We start from the raw sequence: 21,531 nt of genomic DNA, 5'->3' as shown, positions 1-21,531 counted from the left end.
CGGAACTTATTACATTCGATCGGGGGTCCGCCAGAGCGAAGTAATCCGGCCGGCGATGGAGGGCTACCAGGGTTTGGTAGTGGCATGCGATAGTTGCGAAGCCCCGCGGCGCAGGTCGCCGGGACTTTCGCGTAGCTGCCCTCGACAGGAGGAAGTGTGCCTCGAACGACCCGATTGGCAATTCTTGGAGCTGGCAACATCGGAGCCGCCATCGCCGAGGGCCTCGTTCAGGCCGGCGGCCGCTCGCCGGCGGACATCACGGTCACTCGACGCAAGACGGAGCTTCTCGAGTCGTTCCGCGGGCGCGGCTTCACGGTTTCGGGAAACAACCGTGAAGCGGTTCGAGGTGCCGTCATGGTTCTGGTCGCTGTCGAGCCCCAGCAGATCGATGGGCTGCTGCGCGAAATTGCTCCGGACCTGAAGCCCGGGGCGCACACGCTGATCTCGGTGGTTTCAGGCGTGAGCATCGCGCAGATCCGTGCAATCGTCGGCACTCAACTTGCCGTCGTGCGTGCGATGCCCAACACGGCGATCGGAATCAGGGACTCCATGACATGCATCACCTCCGACGACTCGACGGGCGGCGCGGTCACCGCCGCCCGGTCGCTCTTCGACGCGGTCGGAAAGACGCTCGTAATCGACGAGGAGCAAATGGTCGCCGCGACGGCGCTCGGCGCCTGCGGGGTTGCGTTCTTCCTGCGCGCCATCCGAGCGGCGTCCCAAGGCGGGATCGAAGTCGGTCTTCAAACCGACGAGGCGCTCCTGATCGCAGCACAGACCGCGCGCGGCGCCGCGTCCCTGCTCCTGAGTCGCGAGGGTCACCCCGAGCGCGAGATCGACCGGGTGACAACGCCGAGAGGGTGCACCATCACGGGCCTCAACGTGATGGAGCACGAGGGCTTTTCCTCGGCCATGATCCGGGGAATCGTGGCTTCGGCAGAGAAGGCGAGCAAGCTGTATCGATCAGGAGATGGGTAAGCGGTTCATCGGCCCGTGCTGTCGAGGGCCCGATCCAGGTAATCAGAACGGATCTGATCCATGAGGCTCTCGGAGGCCTCGGGCCCCACGTGGTTCCTGGTACGAAGCCAGGCGATCAGGATCTTGACCTCCTGTTTCGTGCGTCCGGAGGTGAGCCCCGGCCCGGATCTGTTCTTCGCCTCCCAAACGGCGGCGCATGCGAGATGGAGGAGACGGTCGGAGCTCTGCGGATCTCGTTCCCGCAGGGATTGCGCGAGCGTGCGCAGGGCCCCGGCGAGCATGGTGTAGTTCTCGGGCAGGGAGGGATCCTTCTGGATTTCGGCCTGCGCTGCTCGCACTGCGTCGCTGGGCTCCATGGTCGTGCCTCCAACGCGGCTGGCTTTGCTCGTGCTGGGCGTCTTCGCCAATGGGACCTCCCGCTTGCAAGAAGCACTGCTCCTGCGTGAGTCGCGGCGGCAACTAGTTGTCAGTATTTCGGGTGCGACCCCGATCCCTATGTGGACGCAAGACGTGTGCCCAAGGTATAACCAACGCCATGAACCCGTTCACCATAAGACGAGCCGGCGCTGGCGAGCGAGACGTCGGCCTCATCGCACCGCTCTTCGATTCGTATCGTCAGTTCTATGACAAGCCGCCTGAGCCCCAGCTCGCCGCCGCCTTCATTCGCGATCGCCTCCAGGCAAATGAGAGCGTGATTTTCCTCGCTGAGGCGGGGGGAGATGGTTCGGGAGAGGTTCTTGGCTTCGTTCAGCTCTACCCCTCGTTTTCGTCGGTGGCCGCGTGCCGGATTTGGGTGCTGAACGATCTATTTGTAGCTCCGACCGCTCGCCGGCACGGGGTGGGTCGGGCACTCATGGAGGAGGCTCGCCGGCACGCGATTCAGACGGGAGCAAGGAGGTTGACCCTCGAGACGGTGACGGAAAATCGATCCGCCTGGACACTCTACGAGGATCTCGGATACGTCCGCCACGAGGACTCTACGAGGTTCTACACCCTCGAATTGGGCTGAACCCCCGTCACCACAGCCGCACGCGCTGCTCCGGCGCCAGGTAGAACTTGTCCTGCGGCGTGACGTTCGGAAACGCCTCGTACCAACCATCGTCGTTGCGCACGACCCCATTGACCCGGTACGGGGGAGGGCTGTGTGGATTGGAGAGCAGGCGCTGGCGTGTGGTTTCATCGCGCACTTTCGATCGCCAACCCTGGGCGAACGCGAGGTAGAAGCGTTGATCTCCCGTGAGGCCGTCGAGAACCGGCGCGTCCTTCCCCCCGAGCGAGATGCGGTAGGCCTTATGCGCGATCACGAGGCCCGCGAGGTCGGCGATGTTCTCGCCAAGCGTGAGCCGTCCGTTGATGTGAATTCCCGATAGCGGCTCGTATTGATCGTATTGGTTGGCGAGCGCGGTCGTGCGCTCGTCGAAATTCTTGCGGTCGGCGTCCACCCACCACTGCCGCATCACGCCCATGCCGTCGTACTTCGAGCCCTGATCGTCGAAGCCGTGGCTGATCTCGTGCCCGATCACGGCTCCAATGCCACCATAGTTCACCGCATCGTCCGCTGCCGGGTCGAAGTCGGGAGCCTGGAGGATGCCGGCAGGGAAGACGATCTCGTTGACGGTCTCGTTGTAATAGGCGTTGACCGTCGGCGGGGTCATTCCCCATTCCGTTTTGTCCACCGGGTCGTCGATGCGCTTGAGGTTTCGATTCCATTCGAAGGCGATGGCGTTCTTGACGTCTCCGACCAGATCATCGCGTCGAATCTGGAGCGTGGAGTAGTCGCGCCAGTGGTCTGGGTAGCCGACCTTGACGGTGAACTGATGGAGCTTCTCGAGAGCCTTCTGGCGGGTCTCCGGGGTCATCCACGGCAGCGTCTTCAGGTCCTGCTCATAGGCCTGGAGCAGATTGTCGACGAGCGCCCGCACCTTGGCCTTCGATTCGGCCGGGAAGTATTTTCCGACGTACAACTTCCCAAGCGCTTCCCCCACTCGGTTGTCGAGCAGACGCGCTCCACGGGTCGGGCGATCGAGCTGGCGCGCGCGGCCCTGAAGCACCGTTCCGTAAAAGGCAAAATCCGCGTCGTTGAAGCGGCGGGGCAGGTAGGGAGCGAAGGTGTGCACGTATCGGATCGTCAGAAAGTCCCGCCAGACGGGCACGGGCGTGTCCGCGAAAATCTTCGCGATTCTGGGGAATGCGGTGCTTTCGCCTACGACAACGGTGCGATCCACGCCGTGCGATTTCGGGGAAATGCCCGCCCATTTGAAGAAGGTGTCCCAGGGATATCCGGGCGCAAGCTTCCTCAGCTTGGGTATCGTCATCGGATTGTAGACTTTCTCGGCGTCTCGACGGTCGGCGGCAGCCCATGAGACCACGGCAATCTGGTGCTCCAGCTCATAGACGGCGGCGGCACGCGCTTCGGCGTCCTCCGCGGCCACCGAATTGAGACTCTGGGCGAGGTGCTTCTTGTATGCCTCGCGGGTCGAGACGATCTCCTTGTCGTCGCGCAGGTAGTAGTCGCGATCCGGAAGACCGAGGCCCGATTGCCCCAACTTGACGATGTACGCATCGGGATGCTTGTCGTCCGCGGCGATGAACATCTCAAAGGGTCCGCCGAGCCGAAGGGAGGGCAGGGCCATTTCGCGGGCCACGTCATCCAGCGTGCGGAGCGAAGCGATCTCCGCGAGATCCTTTTCGGCCGGCTTCAAGCCATTCGCCTCAACTTGCCCTTCGTCCATGAAGGCATCATAGAGGTCGCGAAGTTTCTGTTCTTCCGCGGTGAGATTCGCCCGGGTGTGCAGCTCGTCGATGATGGCTTTGAGACGCTCCTCGTTCGCCTTGCTCATCTCGAGCCCTACGCCCGCGCCAGGACGGTCCGGAGGAATCTCGGCCGTCTTGAGCCAGCCACCGTTCGCGTAGACGTAGAAGTCGTCTCCGGGCTTCGCGGCCTGATCCAGGTAATCGAGGTGGAGCCCCCATGGCTGCACCCGAGGGGCGGCTGAGGCCGTGACGGCGAGGGCGATTGCGCAGAGGACTGCCGCAGAGATCTTGAGGACGTTCATCGCGGGCACAATCCTAGCAATGGTTCCCGCCCTCCGCAACTTCCAGCTCTCGCCGGCGCCATGCAGAGAATGGCCGCGACGGGTGTACAGAGGTAGATGTGAACCCCGTCGACAGAAGGCGCCGCGCGGTATGCATTCCCCTGGTTCTGGTGGGTCTCGCGTCCCTTCTCGTGGAGCAGGGGGCGCTGGCGATCCCGCAGCCCCGACTTGGATCGGGGCCGGAGTTCGGCATTTCGGCCGAATTCATGGACACGCCGCGCTATCTGACCAATACCTCGATACTCGTAATGGTATGGGGTGCGCCGCAGTATGACTCCTTGGCGGTCGGGGATGTGCAGGTCGAGCTCCCATCCGGGTTCGCGTTGGTCTCCGGGGACACGCTGCGGCACGTCTTGATCTCCCCATACTCGCGGCGGCCGATGTCGGACCTCCGGTGGGTGGTGACGATTCGGCCCGAGCAGACCGGGCACAAGGAGGTGAAGCTGAAGCTTCGGATCGACGGGGGACCGAAGCAAGGGGTGGACGAGACGGAGTTCGTGATGCCGATGGAGGTTCGGACGGATTCCGTGCGGGTTGTTCAGCCGCCCCACTCGATTCGGTTGGAGCGTGTCCGGGAAGGGAAACGGTATCGCCTCGCCGATGGCTTCCTGGTCCCCATCGATACGACCGAGGCGTTCCTGGAATCCGATATCGCGGTAAAGCCCCGGGTCCTCTCCTCGGCGGTGGCGCCGAGGCCGCGGGGATCGGCGCTCCCTGCCGGAGGAGTGCCGTTCGTCGCGCTGGTGGCGAAGGACGGTCGCCTGTTGGGGGCGGAATTGCTCGAAGCGCCCGAGGGACCAACTTACGATCCGCAGGTAATTGAGGCGGCGCGGAGCTCGATCGAGCGTTGGCGCTTCGCGCCCGCGCAGGCTCGCGGCCGGTCAGTGCCCGACTACCTGGTCGTGCGCGTCCAATTCGGGCCGCCGGAATTGCCCCAGAAATGAAAGAGGGCCCAGCCTTGCCGAAAACACGAGAATCCATTGCGCTGCTGGCATTTGTGGGGCAAATGGGCTATAATCACGGCCGCTTCGCAGGGGTGTAGGGCGTCGGGTGGCGGTGTTGTCGTGCGCGTGGTCCCGAAAGAGTTGACCCGATGACCCGTTTTACAAGGTTGCTTGCTCTGACGCTGGTCACAGCGCTGTTGTGCCTCCGCCATGCCCCGGCCGTCGCGGACGCGCCCTCCTACGAGTTCATCTCACCGATCCCCGGCTCCGGGATGGTTCTTCCAGAGACGAACATCATCCTTCGCCCGGGCGGAATCGTGGACGGGGCGTCCGTCGGGGGCCCGCTCGTCACGGTCAGTGGCTCGATTTCCGGCGCGCACGGAGGGCAGCTTCGCCTGTCCGACGACCGCCAGACCCTGACGTTCCAGCCCAGCGCCCCGTTCACCTATGGCGAGACGGTGATGTGCCAAGTCGGGTCGGGCCTCGCAACCGACACTCGCGGCGTGGTCCCGCCGGCTTCGTTTACGTTCACGGTCGCGGGGCCCGAGCGCGAGACTTTGGGCGACGTTCCTTTTCTCGCGGACGATGGCGAGATCCCTCCGCCTCCGCCCGCCGTGGGGCCGACGCGGGAGATCGGTCTAAGCGCGACCCTGGCGGCCGATTCGCTGCCGCCGGATTTCCCCATTATCCGGTCCGCGGTGTACGGCAAGACGGCGCCGGGGCGACTGTTTGTCGCCGACTTCCGCTTGGGCGTTCCCATCTCCTCTTACATCATGATTCTGGAGAACGACGGCACCCCGTTCTTCCATCGTCAGATCCGGGGGCCGTCGCTCGATTTCAAGATGCAGCCGGACGGCCGGCTTACCTATTTCGACTCGGCCGCCGGGCGCTTCTACGCCCTGAATGCCCGCTACGACGTGGTCGACAGTTTCACCTGCGGAAACGGCTATTCGACCGACGCGCACGACTTGGCCCTCCTTCCGAACGGTCACGCCGTCTTGATGAGCTACGACCGCCAGATCATGGACCTGAGCCAGGTCGTGCCGGGAGGCAGGATCGACGCGAGGGTCGTCGGCCTCATCATTCAAGAGCTGGATCGCGACAAGAATGTGGTGTTCCAGTGGCGCAGCTGGGACCACTTCCAGATCACGGACATCGTTTCGCATGACCTCACCGCGAAGACGGTGGACTACGTCCACGGCAACTCGATCGACGTCGATCCGGACGGGAACCTCATCCTCTCCAGCCGCCACATGAACGAAATTACAAAGATCAGCTTGGCCACCGGAGACATTCTCTGGAGGCTAGGCGGAAGGAATAATCAGTTCACCTTTATCAACGAGCCGATCGCATTTTCCCACCAGCACTGCGCCCGCCGCCTCCCGAACGGGCACATCACCCTGTTCGACAACGGCAACTTCCGGACGCCGGAATTTTCGAGGGCGGTGGAGTACGCGATCGACGAGGTGCAGAAGACCGCGACGCTCGTGTGGCAGTACCGCCTCAACCCGGATGTCTTTACCGTCGCGGCCGGCTCGGTCCAGCGGCTCTCCAACGGGAACACGCTGATCGGCTGGGGTACGTCGACGCCGACTCTCACGGAGGTGGCGCCGGACGGATCGCTTGTTTCCGAGCTTTCATTCGAATCGGGCATTGGATCGTATCGGGCCTTCCGGTTCGAATGGCCGCCGGTCAAGCCCGCGACCGTCGCGATGAATCCCGGAACGCTCAACATGGACTCGAATGGAGGCTCGATCTCAGCGCAGATCCGGCCGGAGGCGGCAAGCTTCTCGATCGTGGACGTGAAGCCCTCGACGGTCCGATTCAACGGGACGGTCCCCGCGGAATCGGTGCTGGTGCTGTACGACGGCGCCAAAATGGATAGCATTGTTGGCCTGAAGGCGAAGTTCGCGCGTGATCGGGTCGTACCTCTCCTCGCAATTGGGCTGAATCGAGTAGAGGTGAGCGGATCGCTCCAGACCGGGGAAATCTTCCGTGGATCCTCAGAGGTCCGTCTATTTCCATCGGACAAGGCCAAGGTGCTCGTGGGTACGCTCCGGGCCGTCTCCGCTCCGGGAGCGATCCCGGTGGTGTTGGCGGTGGGAGGGCCCGGAGGCGCCGGAACGCAGGCGCGGACCTTCGCCGTCTATGACGTGCAGGGCCGTCTCGTGACGCGCTGGCGGACGACGCCGGGCGCGGGCGGAATCGTCACGTGGAACGGTCGCGCGTCGGACGGACGCAGGGTCAGCTCTGGAATCTATCTCGTTCGCCGGGAGGATCTGTCGAACGGGTCCGCATTGAAGGTCGTAATCGCCCGCTAGTTAGCCGCGGCCGAGTCCCCACCGAGTTTCGTCCGATAATCGAGATCCCACCAAAAAGAGCGCCGGCCCGCGAATGCCTCGCGGGCCGGCGATTCAACCGATGCTGCGGAACGCTTACGGCATGACCGTTACGGCGCGGCCGTAGGCCCGGCCGTCCACGATCATCCGAACGAAATACACTCCGGTGCCGACCTGCCGGCCATTCATGTCGCGGAGGTTCCAGCTCACCGAGTGCTCACCCGCGGATACGCGGCTCGTCAGGATCTGCCGCACCAAGCGGCCCGAGACGTCGAACGCCGCGATCCTCACGTTGGCCTCACGCGGCAGCGCGAAGCGCATGAGCGACACGCCGCGGGTCGGGTTCGGTCCCGCGACGAACGAGATGCCCTCGAACGTGGCCTTCCCCGCCGGCTGGATGGAGGCACGGGATGGGGCGGTCCCCGCCAAAGTGGCAGCAGGAACGTCGCAGCTGCTCACGTGGATCTGCATGTTGCCCTTGGTGATGATCACCGGATCCACTGTCGAAGGGTCGCCGTCTTGATCGAGGAGCAACAGCGTGTTGCCTGAGTTGTCGTAGACACGAATGAAATAGCGATCCTTCATGCTGCCGTCGGTCTCGCCGCTGCTTCCCGGCTCGTTGCGATCCTCGCAACGCGCGAAGAAGTTCACGGTGCCGTAGTCCGCCTTGTTTCCGTTGATGCCCTTCAGTGTCCCGGTTCCCGTGAACTCGATGAAGTTGAACGGCGTGCGGGGCGACGTCGAGCCCGGAGGAATGCCTTCCACGTTGCCGCAGCGAACCACGGTGATGGCTTGGCCGTGGAAGTGCAGCCTCAGATCACGGTCGATGTGGTTCCAGCTGCCGCCGTCGCCTGCGGTCGGGCTGCACCCGGGGTTGACGTTGCCGCCCCAGTTGTGCGCCGGACCATGCTCGCCGAGCTTGGTGCCGGTGATCGAGCTGAATTTGGCGCCGCCACCGGTGAGCCAGCAGGCGCCTGACGGTGCCGAGCACGTCGGGCTCGCGATGACGAAGGTCAGCACCGGGTCCGCTCCGGACAAGGTGGTGCAGAAATCGATGTAGCCGGACGCCGGATTCACGGGCGTCTGGCCGGAGCCAAGGACGATCGTCGCGCGGAAGCACTGCGGAACATCAGTCAGGCCGACATAGAAGGAACCGTCGTTGTCGGTCAGGGCCGAATTGGTAAATGCCGCCCCGTCCGTCGAAGCGACGCTGATCTCGACGCCCGCGGCCGGCAGACCGTTTCCTTCACAGAAAACGCGCCCCGACACGTGCCAGGCGAATGCCTGCGCGGCGACCGCGACGAGCAACGTCGTTGCGATCAAGGCGCCTTTCAAAAGTGTTCTCATCGATTGCCTCCTAGATGAATGGCGTGGTTTCAAGATGGGATGCAAGGGTCTCCATCCGGGTATTTTCACGAATGCGCACGACCGTGGTCCGGAACTCCTGCGCCGCGCGGGGAAGCAGTTTTGAGAAGACCTCCTTTCCGAAGACCCATGGAAATGGCCCTCAAGCGCAAGCTGGCCTCCACAGGGCAAATGAAGGCGGAACCGGCTCAGCCCCGGAACGCGCTGCTTCGTCTTCCATGACGATATTGGGGTGGTTTGCTGTGTGCGGGATGCCCCGGCCCCCCCGAGCCCTGGCGTGAGTGCGCGGCCGATTGAAGCCTGCACTCGTAAAGGATTATATACCATGGGGAAGGACACGTCAACAGTGGAGTGTCAGAGGGGTCGCGCCAGATTGATAAAGTGATATGCTTGAGGATGATGGTTGCACGGAGACGCGGAGGTGGCGCCGTGGGTGTCCATGGTTGCCAGCCCGTCCGGCCCGCGATCCATCCGCGCGAAAGGAAGGCTTACAATGAAACGCATCGCGCTCTTCACCGTAACCTGCCTCCTGCTGCTCCTCTTCGGAGCCCCGAGAGCGTCAGCATTCGGCGTGAAGGACGTCCTCAAGATGAACGAGGATGGAGTCGCCGACTCGCTTATCGTTCTGAAAATTGAGAACAGCGGGAAGACGTTTCACTTGGACGCCGACGACATGCACGCCCTGCACCAGGCAGGAGTATCGAATGAAGTAATCTCGGCAATGCTCCGCACCGAGGGCCGGGATCGGGGCCAGGATTACTACGAGCGTGGGGACTACTATTACTACCCCTACCCCTATCCTTACTCGCACGTGTTTCTAGGGTTCGGCTACCGCAATTACTACAGCCCGTATTACCGCGACTACCGGTTTCCCCGGTACCGCTCGTATTACGGTCATCCGTACACTGGGAATTTTGGCAACTCCGGGAATTACGGCAATTCCCGCTACCGCGGCTCGTACGGAGGCGGCCGGCGGCCCGACGCGGGCGCCGTCGGTAGCCAGTATCGTCGCCGCTGAACGTGGCCGACGCTTAGTGCGAGAGGCCGCCCTCTGCGTGCGTCTTTCGAAGTGGGATTTCCTTCAAGAAGAGTGACACCAGAAACGCGATCCCCATGAGCACGCCCGCGATAAGGAACGTCTCGGCGATCGAGACGGCGAAGGCGGCCCGAGCCCGCGTGACGAATGCTTGAAACGCGGCTTGCGCTTGCGGCTGCAGCCCAGTCGGGAGGTGCGCGAGTTGGGCCTCGAGGGCCCCGCGCCCAGGCTGCGTGAGAATTCCCTGCAACGAATTCGCGTCCGCGTTCTCAAGGTGGATCTGAGGGGAGACGCGGGCCGCCAGGCGGACGAAAGGGTCGGCCGCGAGGTTCCCGAGCTCGCGCGCGAGGCGAGCATTGAGCACGCTGCCTAACACCGCCGTTCCCACCGTGGCACCAATCGTTCGAAACAGCTGCGACGATGCGGTCGCGATCCCAAGTTTCGAGTGGTCGAACGCGTTCTGTACCGCGAGCGTGAAGATGGGTAGCGAGGCGCCGATTCCGAGCCCGGTCGCCACCATCCGCACGATGAGCGATGCCTGGGACGTCGAGGCGGTCATTCGCGACATGAGGAACAGCGAAATCGTCGCGATGGCGAGACCGACGACCGCCAGCGTCTTGTAGCGTCCCGTACGTGAAGACATCTGCCCGGCGGTAACGCTCCCTGCCACGAACGCGAGCGTGAGCGGCGTGAGAATCGCCCCGGAGCTTGTCGCGGTGATTCCCAGAACGAGCTGCACGAACAGCGGGATGAAGACGATGGCGCCGAACATCCCGATTCCAACCAGGAAGACAGCGGCCATCGAGACCGAGAAGATCTGGTTGGTGAACAGGGAGAACGGAAGAATCGGGTCCGCCGCATGGGTCTCCACGAAGGCGAAGGCGACGAGGCTCATTAGGGCGGCCGCGAAGAGGCCCAGGATGACCGGTGAGCTCCACGGATACTGGGCGCCTCCCCAGATCAGCGCCAAGAGAAGCGAGACGAGACCTGCGGTCAAGAGCACAGCACCGGCGTAATCGATCGATCGGTCCTTCCGGTCCGGCGCGATGTGGGGGAGCAGCGAGGCGACCGCGACGAACGCCAGGATGCTGGTCGGGATATTGATGAAGAAATTCCACCGCCACGAGGCGTGATCGGTCAGCCAGCCGCCAAGCGTTGGGCCGATAATGGAAGAAACGCCGAACACACCGCCGAGGAGGCCCTGCCATCGTCCGCGCTCGGCCGGTGCGAACAGATCTCCCACCACCGCGAACGCGTTCGCGAAGATGGCGCCCCCGCCCAGTCCTTGGATCCCTCTGAAGATGACCAGCTGGAGCATGTTCTGAGACATTCCGGAGAGCACGGAGCCGACGAGGAACAACACGATCGCGGAGAGAATGAAGGGCTTGCGACCGTAAATGTCGGAGAGCTTGCCGTAGATCGGAACCACGACCGCCGAGGCGAGAAGATAGGCGGCGATCACCCAGCTCAAGTGCTCGAGGCCGTGGAACTCCTGAACGATGCGGGGGAGCGCGGTGGCGACGATGGTCTGATCGAGCGCCGCCAGGAAGAGCGCCAACATGACGCCCAGCATGACGAGGAGCTTTCGGGATTTCGGGATATCGGCGAGCACGTGCATCCGAGATTCGCCTACCTCGACACGGGCGTCAAGTAACGCGGCTGCTTCCAGATGCGCCCGCGAATCGGCATAAAGGACCGGCCTCGAAATGCCGATCCACCACACTGTTACCCGAAGTGGCCGGGGCTCGCGGCGACAGGGACGTCCGCGTGAGCTCGGGTCCTGAATTTCGCGGAGGCCCATTGAAACAAATCCGAGAGATTCTCGTCGTCGCTGCGCTCGCGCTCGCGACGCTCCCAGCCGCCTCGCGGGCGGAAACGCTCGCGGAACCTCCCGAGGCACTCAAGCAGCTGAGCCTCGACGAGCTATTCGACCTGGAGGTGACCTCGGTTTCGCAGAAGCCGGAGCCGGTCTCCAAGACGGCGGCCGCCGTACACGTGGTTACCGCTGACGATCTGCGTCGGATGGGCGTCGTCAGCATTCCCGAGGCGCTGCGATACATCCCGGGCGTCGAGGTGGCCCGCGTCGACTCGCGGAGCTACGCAATCACCGCCCGCGGCTTCAACGGCACCGTGGCGAACAAACTGCTGGTCCTCATGGACGGGCGAAGTGTCTATACGCCGCTCTATTCGGGGGTCTTCTGGGATGTCCAGGACGCGTTCATGGAGGACATCGAGCAGATCGAGGTGATCCGGGGCCCGGGCGCCACGGTGTGGGGGGCCAACGCGGTCAACGGGGTCATCAACATCATCTCCAAGAGCGCGGCCAGCACGCAGGGATTTCTGGTTACCGGAGGCGGGGGCAACAGGGAGCGAGGCTTCGGAGGCGCCCGCTACGGCGGGACCCTCGGCCCGAAGGCCTTCTTCCGCGTCTACGGCAAGGATTATGACCGCGGACCCTCGCTGCGTCCGAACGGCGACGAAGCGGGCGATGCATCCCGGCTGTGGCAAGGGGGCCTTCGGACCGATTGGGCTCCGACTCCGGCCGACGGCGTCACCGTCCAAGGGGATATCTACGGGAGCTCCATCGATCAACGGAACCGCGACGCGACGGAGATGTCAGGCGGAAACGCTCTCGCGCACTGGACGAGGCGCTTCTCGGAGCGTTCCAGCTTCCAAGTCCAAGCCTACTATGATCGCACCAAGCGAGACGTCCCCTCCGTTTTCGGCGAGACGCTCGACAGCTACGATCTGACCCTGAACCACCGCTTCGCTGCGGCAGCGCGTCACGACGTGGTGTGGGGGCTCGGGTACAGGCTGACGAGCGACGACGTGCGCAACTCCCCCGGTTTGGCGTTTCTTCCTCCAAGGCTGACACACCGGTTGTACACGGGCTTCGTTCAGGACGAGGTCACCCTGTCCGCGAACCGGCTCTTTCTGACCGTGGGCTCGAAAATCGAGCACAACGACTATACGGACTTCGAATATCAGCCCGGCGTTCGCCTCGCATGGACGCCGACCCCGACGCAGACCATCTGGGGCGCCGCGTCGCGGGCGGTGCGGGCGCCGTCGCGCATCGACCGCGATCTTTTCGTGCCGAGCCAGCCGCCTTACTTCCTGGCGGGCGACTCCTCGTTCGTATCCGAAGTGTTGATAGCCTACGAGCTCGGGTACAAGGCGCAGCCCACGAGCGATCTGACGGCCTCCGTCTCGACCTTCTACAACACCTACGACAAGTTGAGGAGCCTCGAGATGGCGAGCCTCCCTCTTCTCCTGGGCAACGGCCTCGAGGGTCGCACGTACGGCGTCGAGGCGGAGGCCACCTGCCAGGTGGTCAGCCGCTGGCGCCTGAGCGCCGGCTATACATTCTTGAGGCTCATTCTGGACGTTGATCCCACGAGCACGGACACGCAGCAGGAGAGGCAGGAAGGGGATTCCCCGCGCCACCAAGCGTTCCTTCGATCCTCGCTCAAGCTGCCGCATGCACTGACCTTCGATGCGTCGGCACGCTTCGTGGATAGGATCCCCAATCAGAACGTCCCCGGAAACACGATCTGTGACGCCCGGCTCGCCTGGCAGCCGACCAAGACCGCCGAATTCGCCGTCGTGGGGCAGGGGATCTTCGACTCCAGGCATCCCGAGTTCGGTATGCCAAGAACGCGCCGCGAGGTCGGGCGCAGCATCTACGGCAAGCTCTCGTGTTGGTTCTAGCCCGCCGCGTTCTGATCCTGGCGCTCATCGCCGTCCTCAACTCCTCGACGGCGTTCGGCGCCGGCGCCAAGCTCACGCAGGAGTACGATCTCAAGGCGACGTTCCTCTTCCATTTCGCCCAATTCGTGGAATGGCCCGCCGAGACCCTGCCCGACAAGGCGCCGTTCACGATCGGCATCATCGGCAATGACCCCTTCGGCAAGAGCCTCGATGAGATCGTTGCGAACGAGACCATCGAGGGTCACAAGCTCGTGATCCGCCGCTTCCAAGACGTCAGCCAGATCGACTCGTGCCAGATCCTGTTTATCGCTCCGTCGGAGGCGAAACGCTTGGACCAGCTTCTCTCGCACCTCAACCGCCGTAGCGTGCTCACGGTGGGTGATAGCAGAGATTTCGCTCTGCGCTCCGGGATCATCGGCTTCGTCATCTCCGACAAGCGGCTGCGCCTCGTGATCAATCTCGCGGCAGCCAGCGCCGCCAAGCTCACGATCAGCTCGAAGCTTCTGCGACAGTCGGAGATCGTCGGCCCCGCACCGGTACGGGAATGAAAGCCCCGCGGACCACCATCCGGAACAAGCTCGTCAAGGCGATGATGTTGACGAGCACCACGGTCCTCCTGCTCATGGGTGGACTGTTCGTCGCGCACGACATCGTCAGCTTTCGCCGGCTCTTGGTTGACGCCCTCGTCACGCGGGCGAACATCCTGGCGGCCAACTCGACGGCAGCGCTCGCGTTCCGAAACCTCGAGGACGCGACGCAAGTCCTGGACGCTCTCAAGACCGACCCTCGGATGATCGCGGCCGCGTTGTACGACGAGCGGGGACATCTCTTCGCGATCTATCCCGCAGGCGCCCCGTCCGGGACGGCCCCATCGGAAGCGGGTCCAACCGGTCATCGCTTCGAGAAGTCGGATCTCATCGTCTCCCAGCCCGTCGCCGAGGAGGGGCGGCCCGTGGGAGCGATCTATCTCAAATCCGACCTGCGGGAGCTCGAAGACCGCGTTCGCGTCGACGTGATGGTCGTGCTTCTTGCGGTCCTCGGCTCCATCGGCGTCGCGTTCGCTCTTTCGACGTGGCTGCAGCGCCGGATCGCGCACCCGGTGCTCGCCCTCGCAAACGTGGTGCAGAGCGTCTCCGAGCACAAGGACTACTCGATCCGCTCGAAGGGTGTCGGGGACGACGAGGTCGGTGTCTTGGCGGAGGCATTCGACGAGATGCTCCAGGAGATTCAAACACGGGACAAAGAGATCCGACTGCTCAACGCGGATCTGGAGCGGCGGGTGGTCGCGCGCACGGCTGAGTTCGAGGCAGCCAACAAGGAGCTCGAGGCCTTTTCGTATTCCGTGTCCCACGACCTCCGTGCTCCGTTGCGGCACATCGACGGCTTCGTCGAGCTCTTGACCAAGCATGCGAGCTCGACGTTGGACGAGAAGGGGCGCCGTCACCTCGCGACCATCTCCGGCGCCGCGCGGAAGATGGGAGCCCTGATCGATGATCTCCTCGCGTTCTCCCGCATGGGACGGGCGGAAATGCGCAAGACCTCGGTGAACCTGGCCTCGCTCGCGGAGGAAGTCGTCCAGGATCTCAAGGTCGACGCAAAGGACCGCCGCGTGGACTGGAAATTCGGCCCGCTACCGACCGTGCACGGCGATCCCGCCATGCTGCGCCTTGTTTTTCAGAATCTCTTCTCGAACGCGATCAAGTACTCCGGCCCCAGGGACGCTGCGCGGATCGAGGTCGATGCCCAACCTCAGAACGGGGAGATCGTCGTTTCCGTGCGCGACAACGGCGTCGGGTTTGACCCGACGTACGCGCACAAGCTGTTCGGAGTGTTTCAACGGCTGCACGGGCCGACGGAATTCGAAGGAACCGGGATTGGTCTCGCCAACGTACGTCGAATCGTCAGTCGCCACGGTGGAAGGACCTGGGCCGAGGGAGCGATCGGCCAGGGCGCAACCTTCTACTTTTCCCTTCCTAAATAGAAACGAGGTGCTCTCATGACCACGCTGAAGCGAATCTTGCTCGCAGAAGACAATGAAAACGACGTGGAGCTCACGATGACGGCTCTGGCCGAGAACAATCTGGCCAACGAAGTCGTTGTCGTGAGAGACGGTGCGGAGGCCTGGGAGTTCCTGTGCCACGAAGGAGCCTTCGCGAGCCGCAATGGGGGAAATCCGGCCGTCGTCCTTCTCGACCTGAAGATGCCGAAAGTGGACGGCCTGGAGCTTCTCAGGCGGATGCGCGAGGACCAGCGATTCCGGACGGTTCCCGTGGTGGTGCTGACCTCCTCGCGCGAGGAGTCGGACATCGTCCAGAGCTACCAACTTGGCGTCAACGCGTTCGTCGTCAAGCCCGTTGCGTTCGAGGAATTCATGCAGGCCGTTCGAAACCTCGGCCTCTTTTGGGCGGTCTTGAACGAGCCGCCGCCCGACAAACATCGGTCGCCTTCGTTGGCGTAGCGGACCACCCATCGAGCAGACCGGGGGTATGAGGGGATGAGCGATCGAGACGAAGCCGAGGTCAAGCCTCGGATACTTCACCTCGAGGATGATCCCGCCGATCGCGAGCTGATTCGCGAGGCGCTGGGGGCCGAAGGAATCCCGCTCGAGCTTGTCCAGGTGGACCGCAAAGCGGAGTTCGAGGCAGCACTCGCCAGCGGCAGCGTCGCGCTGGTCCTCTCCGACTTCGCGTTACCCCACTTCGACGGTTTCTCAGCGCTCGACATCGTGCAGAAGGAGAAACCGAACCTCCCATTCATTTTCGTTTCCGGGACGATGGGTGAGGAGGCGGCCATCGAGAGTCTCCGTCGGGGGGCGACCGACTACGTCTTGAAAGAGCGACTGTCGCGGCTCGGGCCCGCGGTGCGCCGGGCCCTCGAAGACGTCGCGGTGCGTCAGACGCGCCTCGAAGCCGCAGAGGCCGCCGCCAACCGTCAGCGGTTCATGAACGCCATGTTGGACAGCCTGGATGCCGGCATCATGGCGTGTGATGCCGCCGGCGTGCTGACGATGTTCAATCGTGCCGCCCGCGACATGGTTGGCCTGGCGGAAACGGCTATCCCGCCCGAACAGTGGGCCCAGCACTACAACCTCTATCACCCGGACGGAAAACGGCTGTTTGAGAAGGAGGCCCTTCCGCTGTACCGCGCGCTTTGCGGTGAGAAGGTCCGGGATGTCGAGGTCCTGATCCGCCGGCGCGACGGGCACGCGCGGATGGTCCTGGCGAGCGGACAGCCGATTCTTGGCATTCATGGGCAGACCCTGGGAGCCGTCATTGCGCTCCATGACATCACGGAGCGGAAATTGCTCGAAGACCAGCTCCGCCAGTCTCAGAAGCTCGAAGCGGTCGGGAGCCTCGCGGGGGGCGTCGCGCACGATTTCAACAATCTGCTGACGGTGATCGGCGGGTACAGTCAGATGATCCTGCAGCAGATGTCCCGGGACGATCCCAAGTATGTGAGCGTGGAGGAGATTTCGAAAGCTTCGGAGCGCGCGGCGGCCCTGACGAGGCAGCTTCTCGCCTTCAGCCGGCAACAGGTGCTCGAGCCCAAGGTTCTCGATCTCAACAAGATCGTCTCCGACATGGAGAGGATGCTCCACCGACTCCTCCCCGCGAACATCGAGTTCGTGACATCGCTCAGCAAGGAGCTGGGCCGGATCAAGGCCGACCCGGGCCAAGTCGAGCAGGTCCTCCTCAATCTGGTCGTCAACGCCCGAGACGCCATGGCGGAGGGAGGGCGGTTGATCGTGGAGACCGCCAACATCGACGTGGACGAAACGTATCGTCAAACGCACGCCGAGGTCTCTGCCGGTCCGTACGTCGTGCTGACCGTCAGCGACTCCGGCTCCGGAATGAGCGCCGAGACCCAGGCGCGGATCTTCGAGCCCTTTTTCACCACGAAGGAAGTCGGAAAGGGAACGGGCCTAGGGCTCTCGACGGTCTACGGAATCGTGAACCAGTCGGGCGGCGCGGTCGGGGTCCATAGCGAGATTGGCTCCGGCTCGGCGTTCCGGGTTTACCTTCCGAGGATCGAGAGCACGCCGGTAGCGGAGCGCCGCCAAGACGGGACCCCGGCCCACGCGCGGGGGACAGAGACGATCCTGATCGTCGAAGACGACGCCAGGGTGCGCGAGCTCGTTCAACGCGTCCTCGAGGCCGTCGGGTACACGGTGCTTTCCGCAGCCGATGGGCAGGAGGCGCTCGATATCCTCAAGGAGCGCCCCGGACGCATTCATCTGGTCGTCACCGACATCGTGATGCCGAGGATGAGCGGTCCGGAGCTTCTGAGCCGGATCCGTCAGGAGCATCCGGGGTGCAAGGGGCTCTACATGTCCGGCTACTCGGACAAGGCGCTCTTTCCCGGTCAATTCCCACGATCCGAGGCGGCGCACCTCCAAAAGCCCTTTTCACCCGGCGCTCTGGCCATGCGCGTCCGCGAGGTTCTGGAGGCTCCCGTCGCTGCCTCATCCGGCACCCGGTCCGGGACGGCAGGCCCGCAGGCATCGTAGCTCGAGACTAAAGACGTTCGTTCGGGTTCGTCGTATCCTCGAAGGGTGATCGGCCAACAGCTCTCCCACTACCGCATTCTCGAGCCGCTTGGGGCCGGCGGCATGGGCGAGGTGTACCGCGGGCACGACCTCCACCTCGACCGCGACGTAGCGGTCAAGGTGCTCCTGCGCGGCTCGCTCGCGGACCCGGCCGCTCGCGAGCGTTTTCGCCGCGAGGCGCACGCCCTCTCCCGCCTGTCCCACCCCGGCGTCGCGACAATCTTCGATTTCGACACCCAGGACGGCGTGGACTTCCTGGTCATGGAATATGTCCCGGGCGGGACGCTCGAGTCGCGGCTACGAACAGGCCCGCTCGATCTCGACGAGGTGATCCGAATCGGAGCGGAGATCGCCGATGCCCTTGACGACGCCCACCGGCGCGGGATTCTGCACCGCGACCTGAAACCCGGCAACATCGTGCTGACCACCTCCGGAACCGCGAAGATCCTCGACTTCGGCCTCGCGGGTCTCCTCAACGCATCGAACACCGTGACCAACCTGACGAAGGCGGGCACGATCTTCGGCTCGCTCTCGTACATGGCGCCCGAGCAGTTGCGCGGCGACGCGGACGATTCCCGCACGGATATCTATTCGTTCGGGGTGTTGCTCTACGAGATGGCCACCGGACGGCGGCCCTTCGAGCGGGATCGGCCCGAGGCGTTGATGTTCGAGATCCTGCACGGGGCCTCGCGCCCGGTGCGCTCGCTTCGCTCCGACGCGCCGACGGAGCTCGACCGCCTGATCGAGGGTTGCCTGAGCAAGGACCCCGCGCTGCGTCCCGCCTCCGCGGGGGCCGTGGGCCAGATGCTGCGACGGGTCCGCGAGCCGGCGGCGCGCGGCGTCGATGCGGAGCCGGCGCGGCAGGTCATCCGCTCGCTGGCCGTGCTACCGCTCGAGAACGTCTCCCGCGATCCGGCCCAGGAGTACTTCGCCGACGGCATGACCGAGGCGCTGATCTCGGAGCTCGCGGGACTCAAGGCGCTGCGGGTGATCTCGCGCACGTCGGCCATGAAGTACAAGGGGATCCAGAAAGCGCTTCCCGAGATCGCGCGTGAGCTGAGCGTGGACGCGATCCTCGAGGGATCGGCGCTATTGGTCGGCAAGCGAGTGCGCGTCTCGGTGAGGCTCGTCTCGGCCAGGGCGGACGAGACGCTGTGGGCGGACCGCTATGACGGCGAGATCGAGGACGTGCTCGATCTGCAGAGCCGTGTCGCGGAGAGCGTGGCGAAGGAGATCGCGGTCCAGGTGACGCCGCGCGAGGCAACGCAGCTCGCGAAACGACGCCCGGTGAACCCCGAGGCTCATGTCGAGTACCTGAGAGGCCGCCACACGGCCGCTGCCGCCTCCCCGCAGGCGATCGAGCTGGCCCTGCGGTACTACCATCGCGCGCTGGAGTTGGACCCGATCTACGCTCCCGCGTGGGCGGGGATCGCGGGCTGCCACATGGTTCGCGCCAACCGAGGCATGGCTCTGCCCGTCGAGGCGAATGCGCAAGCCCGGGAGGCCGCGATGAAGGCACTCGAGCTGGATGATTCTCTCGCCGAGGCCCATGCGGCGCTGGGTTCCATCGCGGCGAACGAGATGGATCTCCCCGCCGCGATCCGTTCCTGGCAGCGCGCGGTCGAGGTGAATCCCGGCCTGACGAGCGCGTGCACCGGCCTCGGTCGCGTCTACTACTGCGTGGAGCGCCATCGCGAGGCGCAGGAGGCAATGCTCAAGGCGCTCAGCCTCGACCCCTTGTCGATGCTGATACACACGACGGTCGGGGACGCCTATTACTACGCACGCGAATACGAGCGCTCGCTCGTCTACTACCGAAAGGCGGTCGAGCTCGATCCCCGCTTCGACGGCGCCCACACCGATCTTGCCCGCACTCTCGAAGCGCTTGGTCGGTTCGACGAGGCCCGCAAGGAGTACGAGGAGGGCCGGCGGTTGAGCGGCGGCGTGGCGGGACCGTCGTTCGGTCTCGCCCACCTCGAGGCGAGCAGCGGAAACGCGGCCGCGGCGCGACGCATCCTCCAAGAGCTGATCGAGGCTCGCTCGCACCGCGTGGTTTCGGCGTGGGGCATCGCCGCGCTCCACTCGAGCCTGGGCGACGTGGACGAGGCCTACCGGTGGCTCGATGTGGCGGTCGAGGAGCACGCCACCGGGCTCATTTTCCTTCGTGTCCACCCGCGCATCGATCCGATCCGTCAGGACCCGCGCTTCAAGGCCCTGGTGCGGCGGGTAGGACTCGACGCCGTCTGAGGAGGTATTTCGTGCGGGTTCCGGCTTGGCGCACCCGATTCGCGATCATCGCTGCTCTCGCTCTGCTCTCTGGCCCGGCGGCGGCCGCCTCAGCCACGCACTTGCTCCAGAGGGTCGTCCTCGGGGGAGAAGGAGGGTGGGATCTGCTCTCGCTCGACGGGGACGGCCGGAGACTCTACGTCGCCCGGTCCAACCGGGTCATGGTGATCGATGCGGATAGCTACAAGCTCATCGCCGAGATCCCCAACACGCCGGGCGTGCACGGCGTCGCCATCGCCCATGACCTGGGGCGCGGATTCACCACAAATGGAGGCGACACCAGCGCTACGATTTTCGACATCCGAACGCTCAGGCAAATCGGCCGGGTCGTAACCGGCATTCGTCCGGACGCCATCGCGTACGATTCGGCGTCCGGCCGTGTCTTCACCATGAACGTCGGTAGTGACGACGCCACGGCGATCGATGCGGCACAGGGCAAGGTTGTCGGCACCGTTCCCCTCGGTGGACGCCCCGAGTTCGCCGTGACCGACGGCCGGGGCCGCTTGTTCGTCAACCTCGAGGACAGCTCCGCCGTCCAGGTCCTGGACACCCGTACCCTGAAGCCGGTCGCGCGCTGGCCCCTCTGGCCCGGCACAGAGCCCACAGGGCTCGCGATCGACCGGGAGCGCCACAGGCTGTTCGCGGTGTGCGCCGACAGTCTGATGATCGTCATGGACTCGGAGAACGGCCGGGTGATCGCATCGTTGCCGATCGGGCGCGGCGTGGACGCGGCGGGCTTCGATCCGGCGACGCGGAGGGCATACAGCTCAAACGGCGTGGGTAGCCTGACGGTGGTTCAGGAAGAGAGCCCGGACAGTATCCGCGTCCTCGAAAACGTGGCAACCCAGCCCGGCGCGCGGACCATGGCGTTGGATGAGAAGTCGCACCGCGTGCTCCTGGTGAGCGCGAATTTCGGTCCACCGCCCGCGCCCACGCCGGAGCGCCCCCATCCGCGGGGCCCTGTCTTGCCGGGGAGCTTCGTGTTGCTCGTCTACGGGGAGTGACCAGGCGGGGGACCCCGCAGCGCTCCAGTAGGTGATTCTCTTACTCGGGAATCCGAGTCGCACCGATGGCGCCGGAATCCAAGACGATTTATCATCATCGAGGGGTTGGGGATGACTAAGGCCATACCCACCCCTGGCACGCTCGCATGGGGCGACGCAAACACGGGAAGACGGATTGTCCTGCTATGCGAACGAACCGTGCAACGGGTCGAACCGGCGACGATGTCGGC

The 21,531-nt window shown here is 64.3% G+C and carries 16 protein-coding genes; 12 read left to right on the top strand and 4 right to left on the bottom strand.

All coding sequences use genetic code 11. The annotated features are described in order from the left end of the window. Positions 1–156 precede the first annotated feature (156 nt). Complete coding sequence (gene proC / locus E6K79_02910) at positions 157–978, top strand: pyrroline-5-carboxylate reductase (GenBank protein ID TMQ66319.1); 822 nt, start codon at positions 157–159, stop codon at positions 976–978. 5 nt (positions 979–983) lie between these two features. Here the strand turns inward: proC and E6K79_02905 are convergent, their stop codons facing one another. Beyond that, complete coding sequence (locus tag E6K79_02905) at positions 984–1,334, bottom strand: hypothetical protein (GenBank protein ID TMQ66318.1); 351 nt, start codon at positions 1,332–1,334, stop codon at positions 984–986. A 179-nt stretch (positions 1,335–1,513) separates the two neighbouring features. Here E6K79_02905 and E6K79_02900 point away from each other — a divergent pair, with 179 nt between their 5' ends. Then, positions 1,514–1,987: a GNAT family N-acetyltransferase gene (locus E6K79_02900; GenBank protein ID TMQ66317.1), complete on the top strand. Its 474-nt coding sequence runs from the start codon at positions 1,514–1,516 to the stop codon at positions 1,985–1,987. Positions 1,988–1,994: 7 nt separating this feature from the next. Here the strand turns inward: E6K79_02900 and E6K79_02895 are convergent, their stop codons facing one another. Further along, entirely contained in the window at positions 1,995–4,034 is a 2,040-nt protein-coding gene (locus E6K79_02895) for a M13 family metallopeptidase (GenBank protein TMQ66316.1), read from the bottom strand. Positions 4,035–4,132: 98 nt separating this feature from the next. On the opposite strand from E6K79_02895, the gene E6K79_02890 reads away from it, so the two are divergent. Continuing rightward, positions 4,133–5,017, top strand: coding sequence for a hypothetical protein (locus E6K79_02890; protein TMQ66315.1), 885 nt, complete (start codon positions 4,133–4,135; stop codon positions 5,015–5,017). Between the two features lie 149 nt (positions 5,018–5,166). Continuing rightward, positions 5,167–7,338, top strand: a complete 2,172-nt coding sequence (locus tag E6K79_02885) for a hypothetical protein (GenBank protein TMQ66314.1) — start codon at positions 5,167–5,169, stop codon at positions 7,336–7,338. 114 nt (positions 7,339–7,452) lie between these two features. Here the strand turns inward: E6K79_02885 and E6K79_02880 are convergent, their stop codons facing one another. Continuing rightward, positions 7,453–9,060, bottom strand: coding sequence for a T9SS type A sorting domain-containing protein (locus E6K79_02880; GenBank protein ID TMQ66313.1), 1,608 nt, complete (start codon positions 9,058–9,060; stop codon positions 7,453–7,455). 154 nt (positions 9,061–9,214) lie between these two features. Between E6K79_02880 and E6K79_02875 the strand changes: the two genes are divergently transcribed. Next, positions 9,215–9,739 (top strand): hypothetical protein, encoded by a 525-nt coding sequence (locus E6K79_02875; protein ID TMQ66312.1) that lies wholly within the window; start codon positions 9,215–9,217, stop codon positions 9,737–9,739. A 13-nt stretch (positions 9,740–9,752) separates the two neighbouring features. Here the strand turns inward: E6K79_02875 and E6K79_02870 are convergent, their stop codons facing one another. Beyond that, entirely contained in the window at positions 9,753–11,558 is a 1,806-nt protein-coding gene (locus E6K79_02870) for an MFS transporter (GenBank protein TMQ66311.1), read from the bottom strand. Here E6K79_02870 and E6K79_02865 point away from each other — a divergent pair. From E6K79_02865 to E6K79_02835, 7 genes are all read left to right on the top strand, one after another. Further along, entirely contained in the window at positions 11,348–13,465 is a 2,118-nt protein-coding gene (locus E6K79_02865; protein TMQ66310.1) for a TonB-dependent receptor, read from the top strand. The genes E6K79_02870 and E6K79_02865 overlap by 211 nt on opposite strands. Beyond that, positions 13,327–14,013: a YfiR family protein gene (locus E6K79_02860; GenBank protein ID TMQ66309.1), complete on the top strand. Its 687-nt coding sequence runs from the start codon at positions 13,327–13,329 to the stop codon at positions 14,011–14,013. The genes E6K79_02865 and E6K79_02860 overlap by 139 nt, the downstream gene beginning before the upstream one ends. After that, a complete protein-coding gene (locus E6K79_02855) occupies positions 14,010–15,446 on the top strand; it encodes a HAMP domain-containing protein (GenBank protein ID TMQ66308.1) in 1,437 nt (478 codons plus the stop codon). Before E6K79_02860 ends, E6K79_02855 begins: the two co-directional genes overlap by 4 nt. Positions 15,447–15,461: 15 nt before the next feature. Beyond that, positions 15,462–15,923, top strand: coding sequence for a response regulator (locus E6K79_02850; protein ID TMQ66307.1), 462 nt, complete (start codon positions 15,462–15,464; stop codon positions 15,921–15,923). A gap of 36 nt (positions 15,924–15,959) precedes the next feature. Continuing rightward, the gene (locus E6K79_02845) at positions 15,960–17,972 is read left to right on the top strand and encodes a response regulator (GenBank protein TMQ66306.1); all 2,013 of its coding nucleotides are present in this window, start codon (positions 15,960–15,962) and stop codon (positions 17,970–17,972) included. Between the two features lie 45 nt (positions 17,973–18,017). Beyond that, a complete protein-coding gene (locus tag E6K79_02840) occupies positions 18,018–20,258 on the top strand; it encodes a tetratricopeptide repeat protein (GenBank protein ID TMQ66305.1) in 2,241 nt (746 codons plus the stop codon). Positions 20,259–20,458: 200 nt separating this feature from the next. After that, the gene (locus tag E6K79_02835; GenBank protein TMQ66376.1) at positions 20,459–21,301 is read left to right on the top strand and encodes a YncE family protein; all 843 of its coding nucleotides are present in this window, start codon (positions 20,459–20,461) and stop codon (positions 21,299–21,301) included. Positions 21,302–21,531: the final 230 nt, after the last annotated feature.

The organism is Candidatus Eisenbacteria bacterium (assembly GCA_005893305.1).
GTDB lineage: Bacteria > Eisenbacteria > RBG-16-71-46 > SZUA-252 > SZUA-252 > WS-9.
The sequence above is the reverse complement of the archived record's forward strand: the minus strand, read 5'-3'. Positions and strand labels throughout refer to the sequence as shown.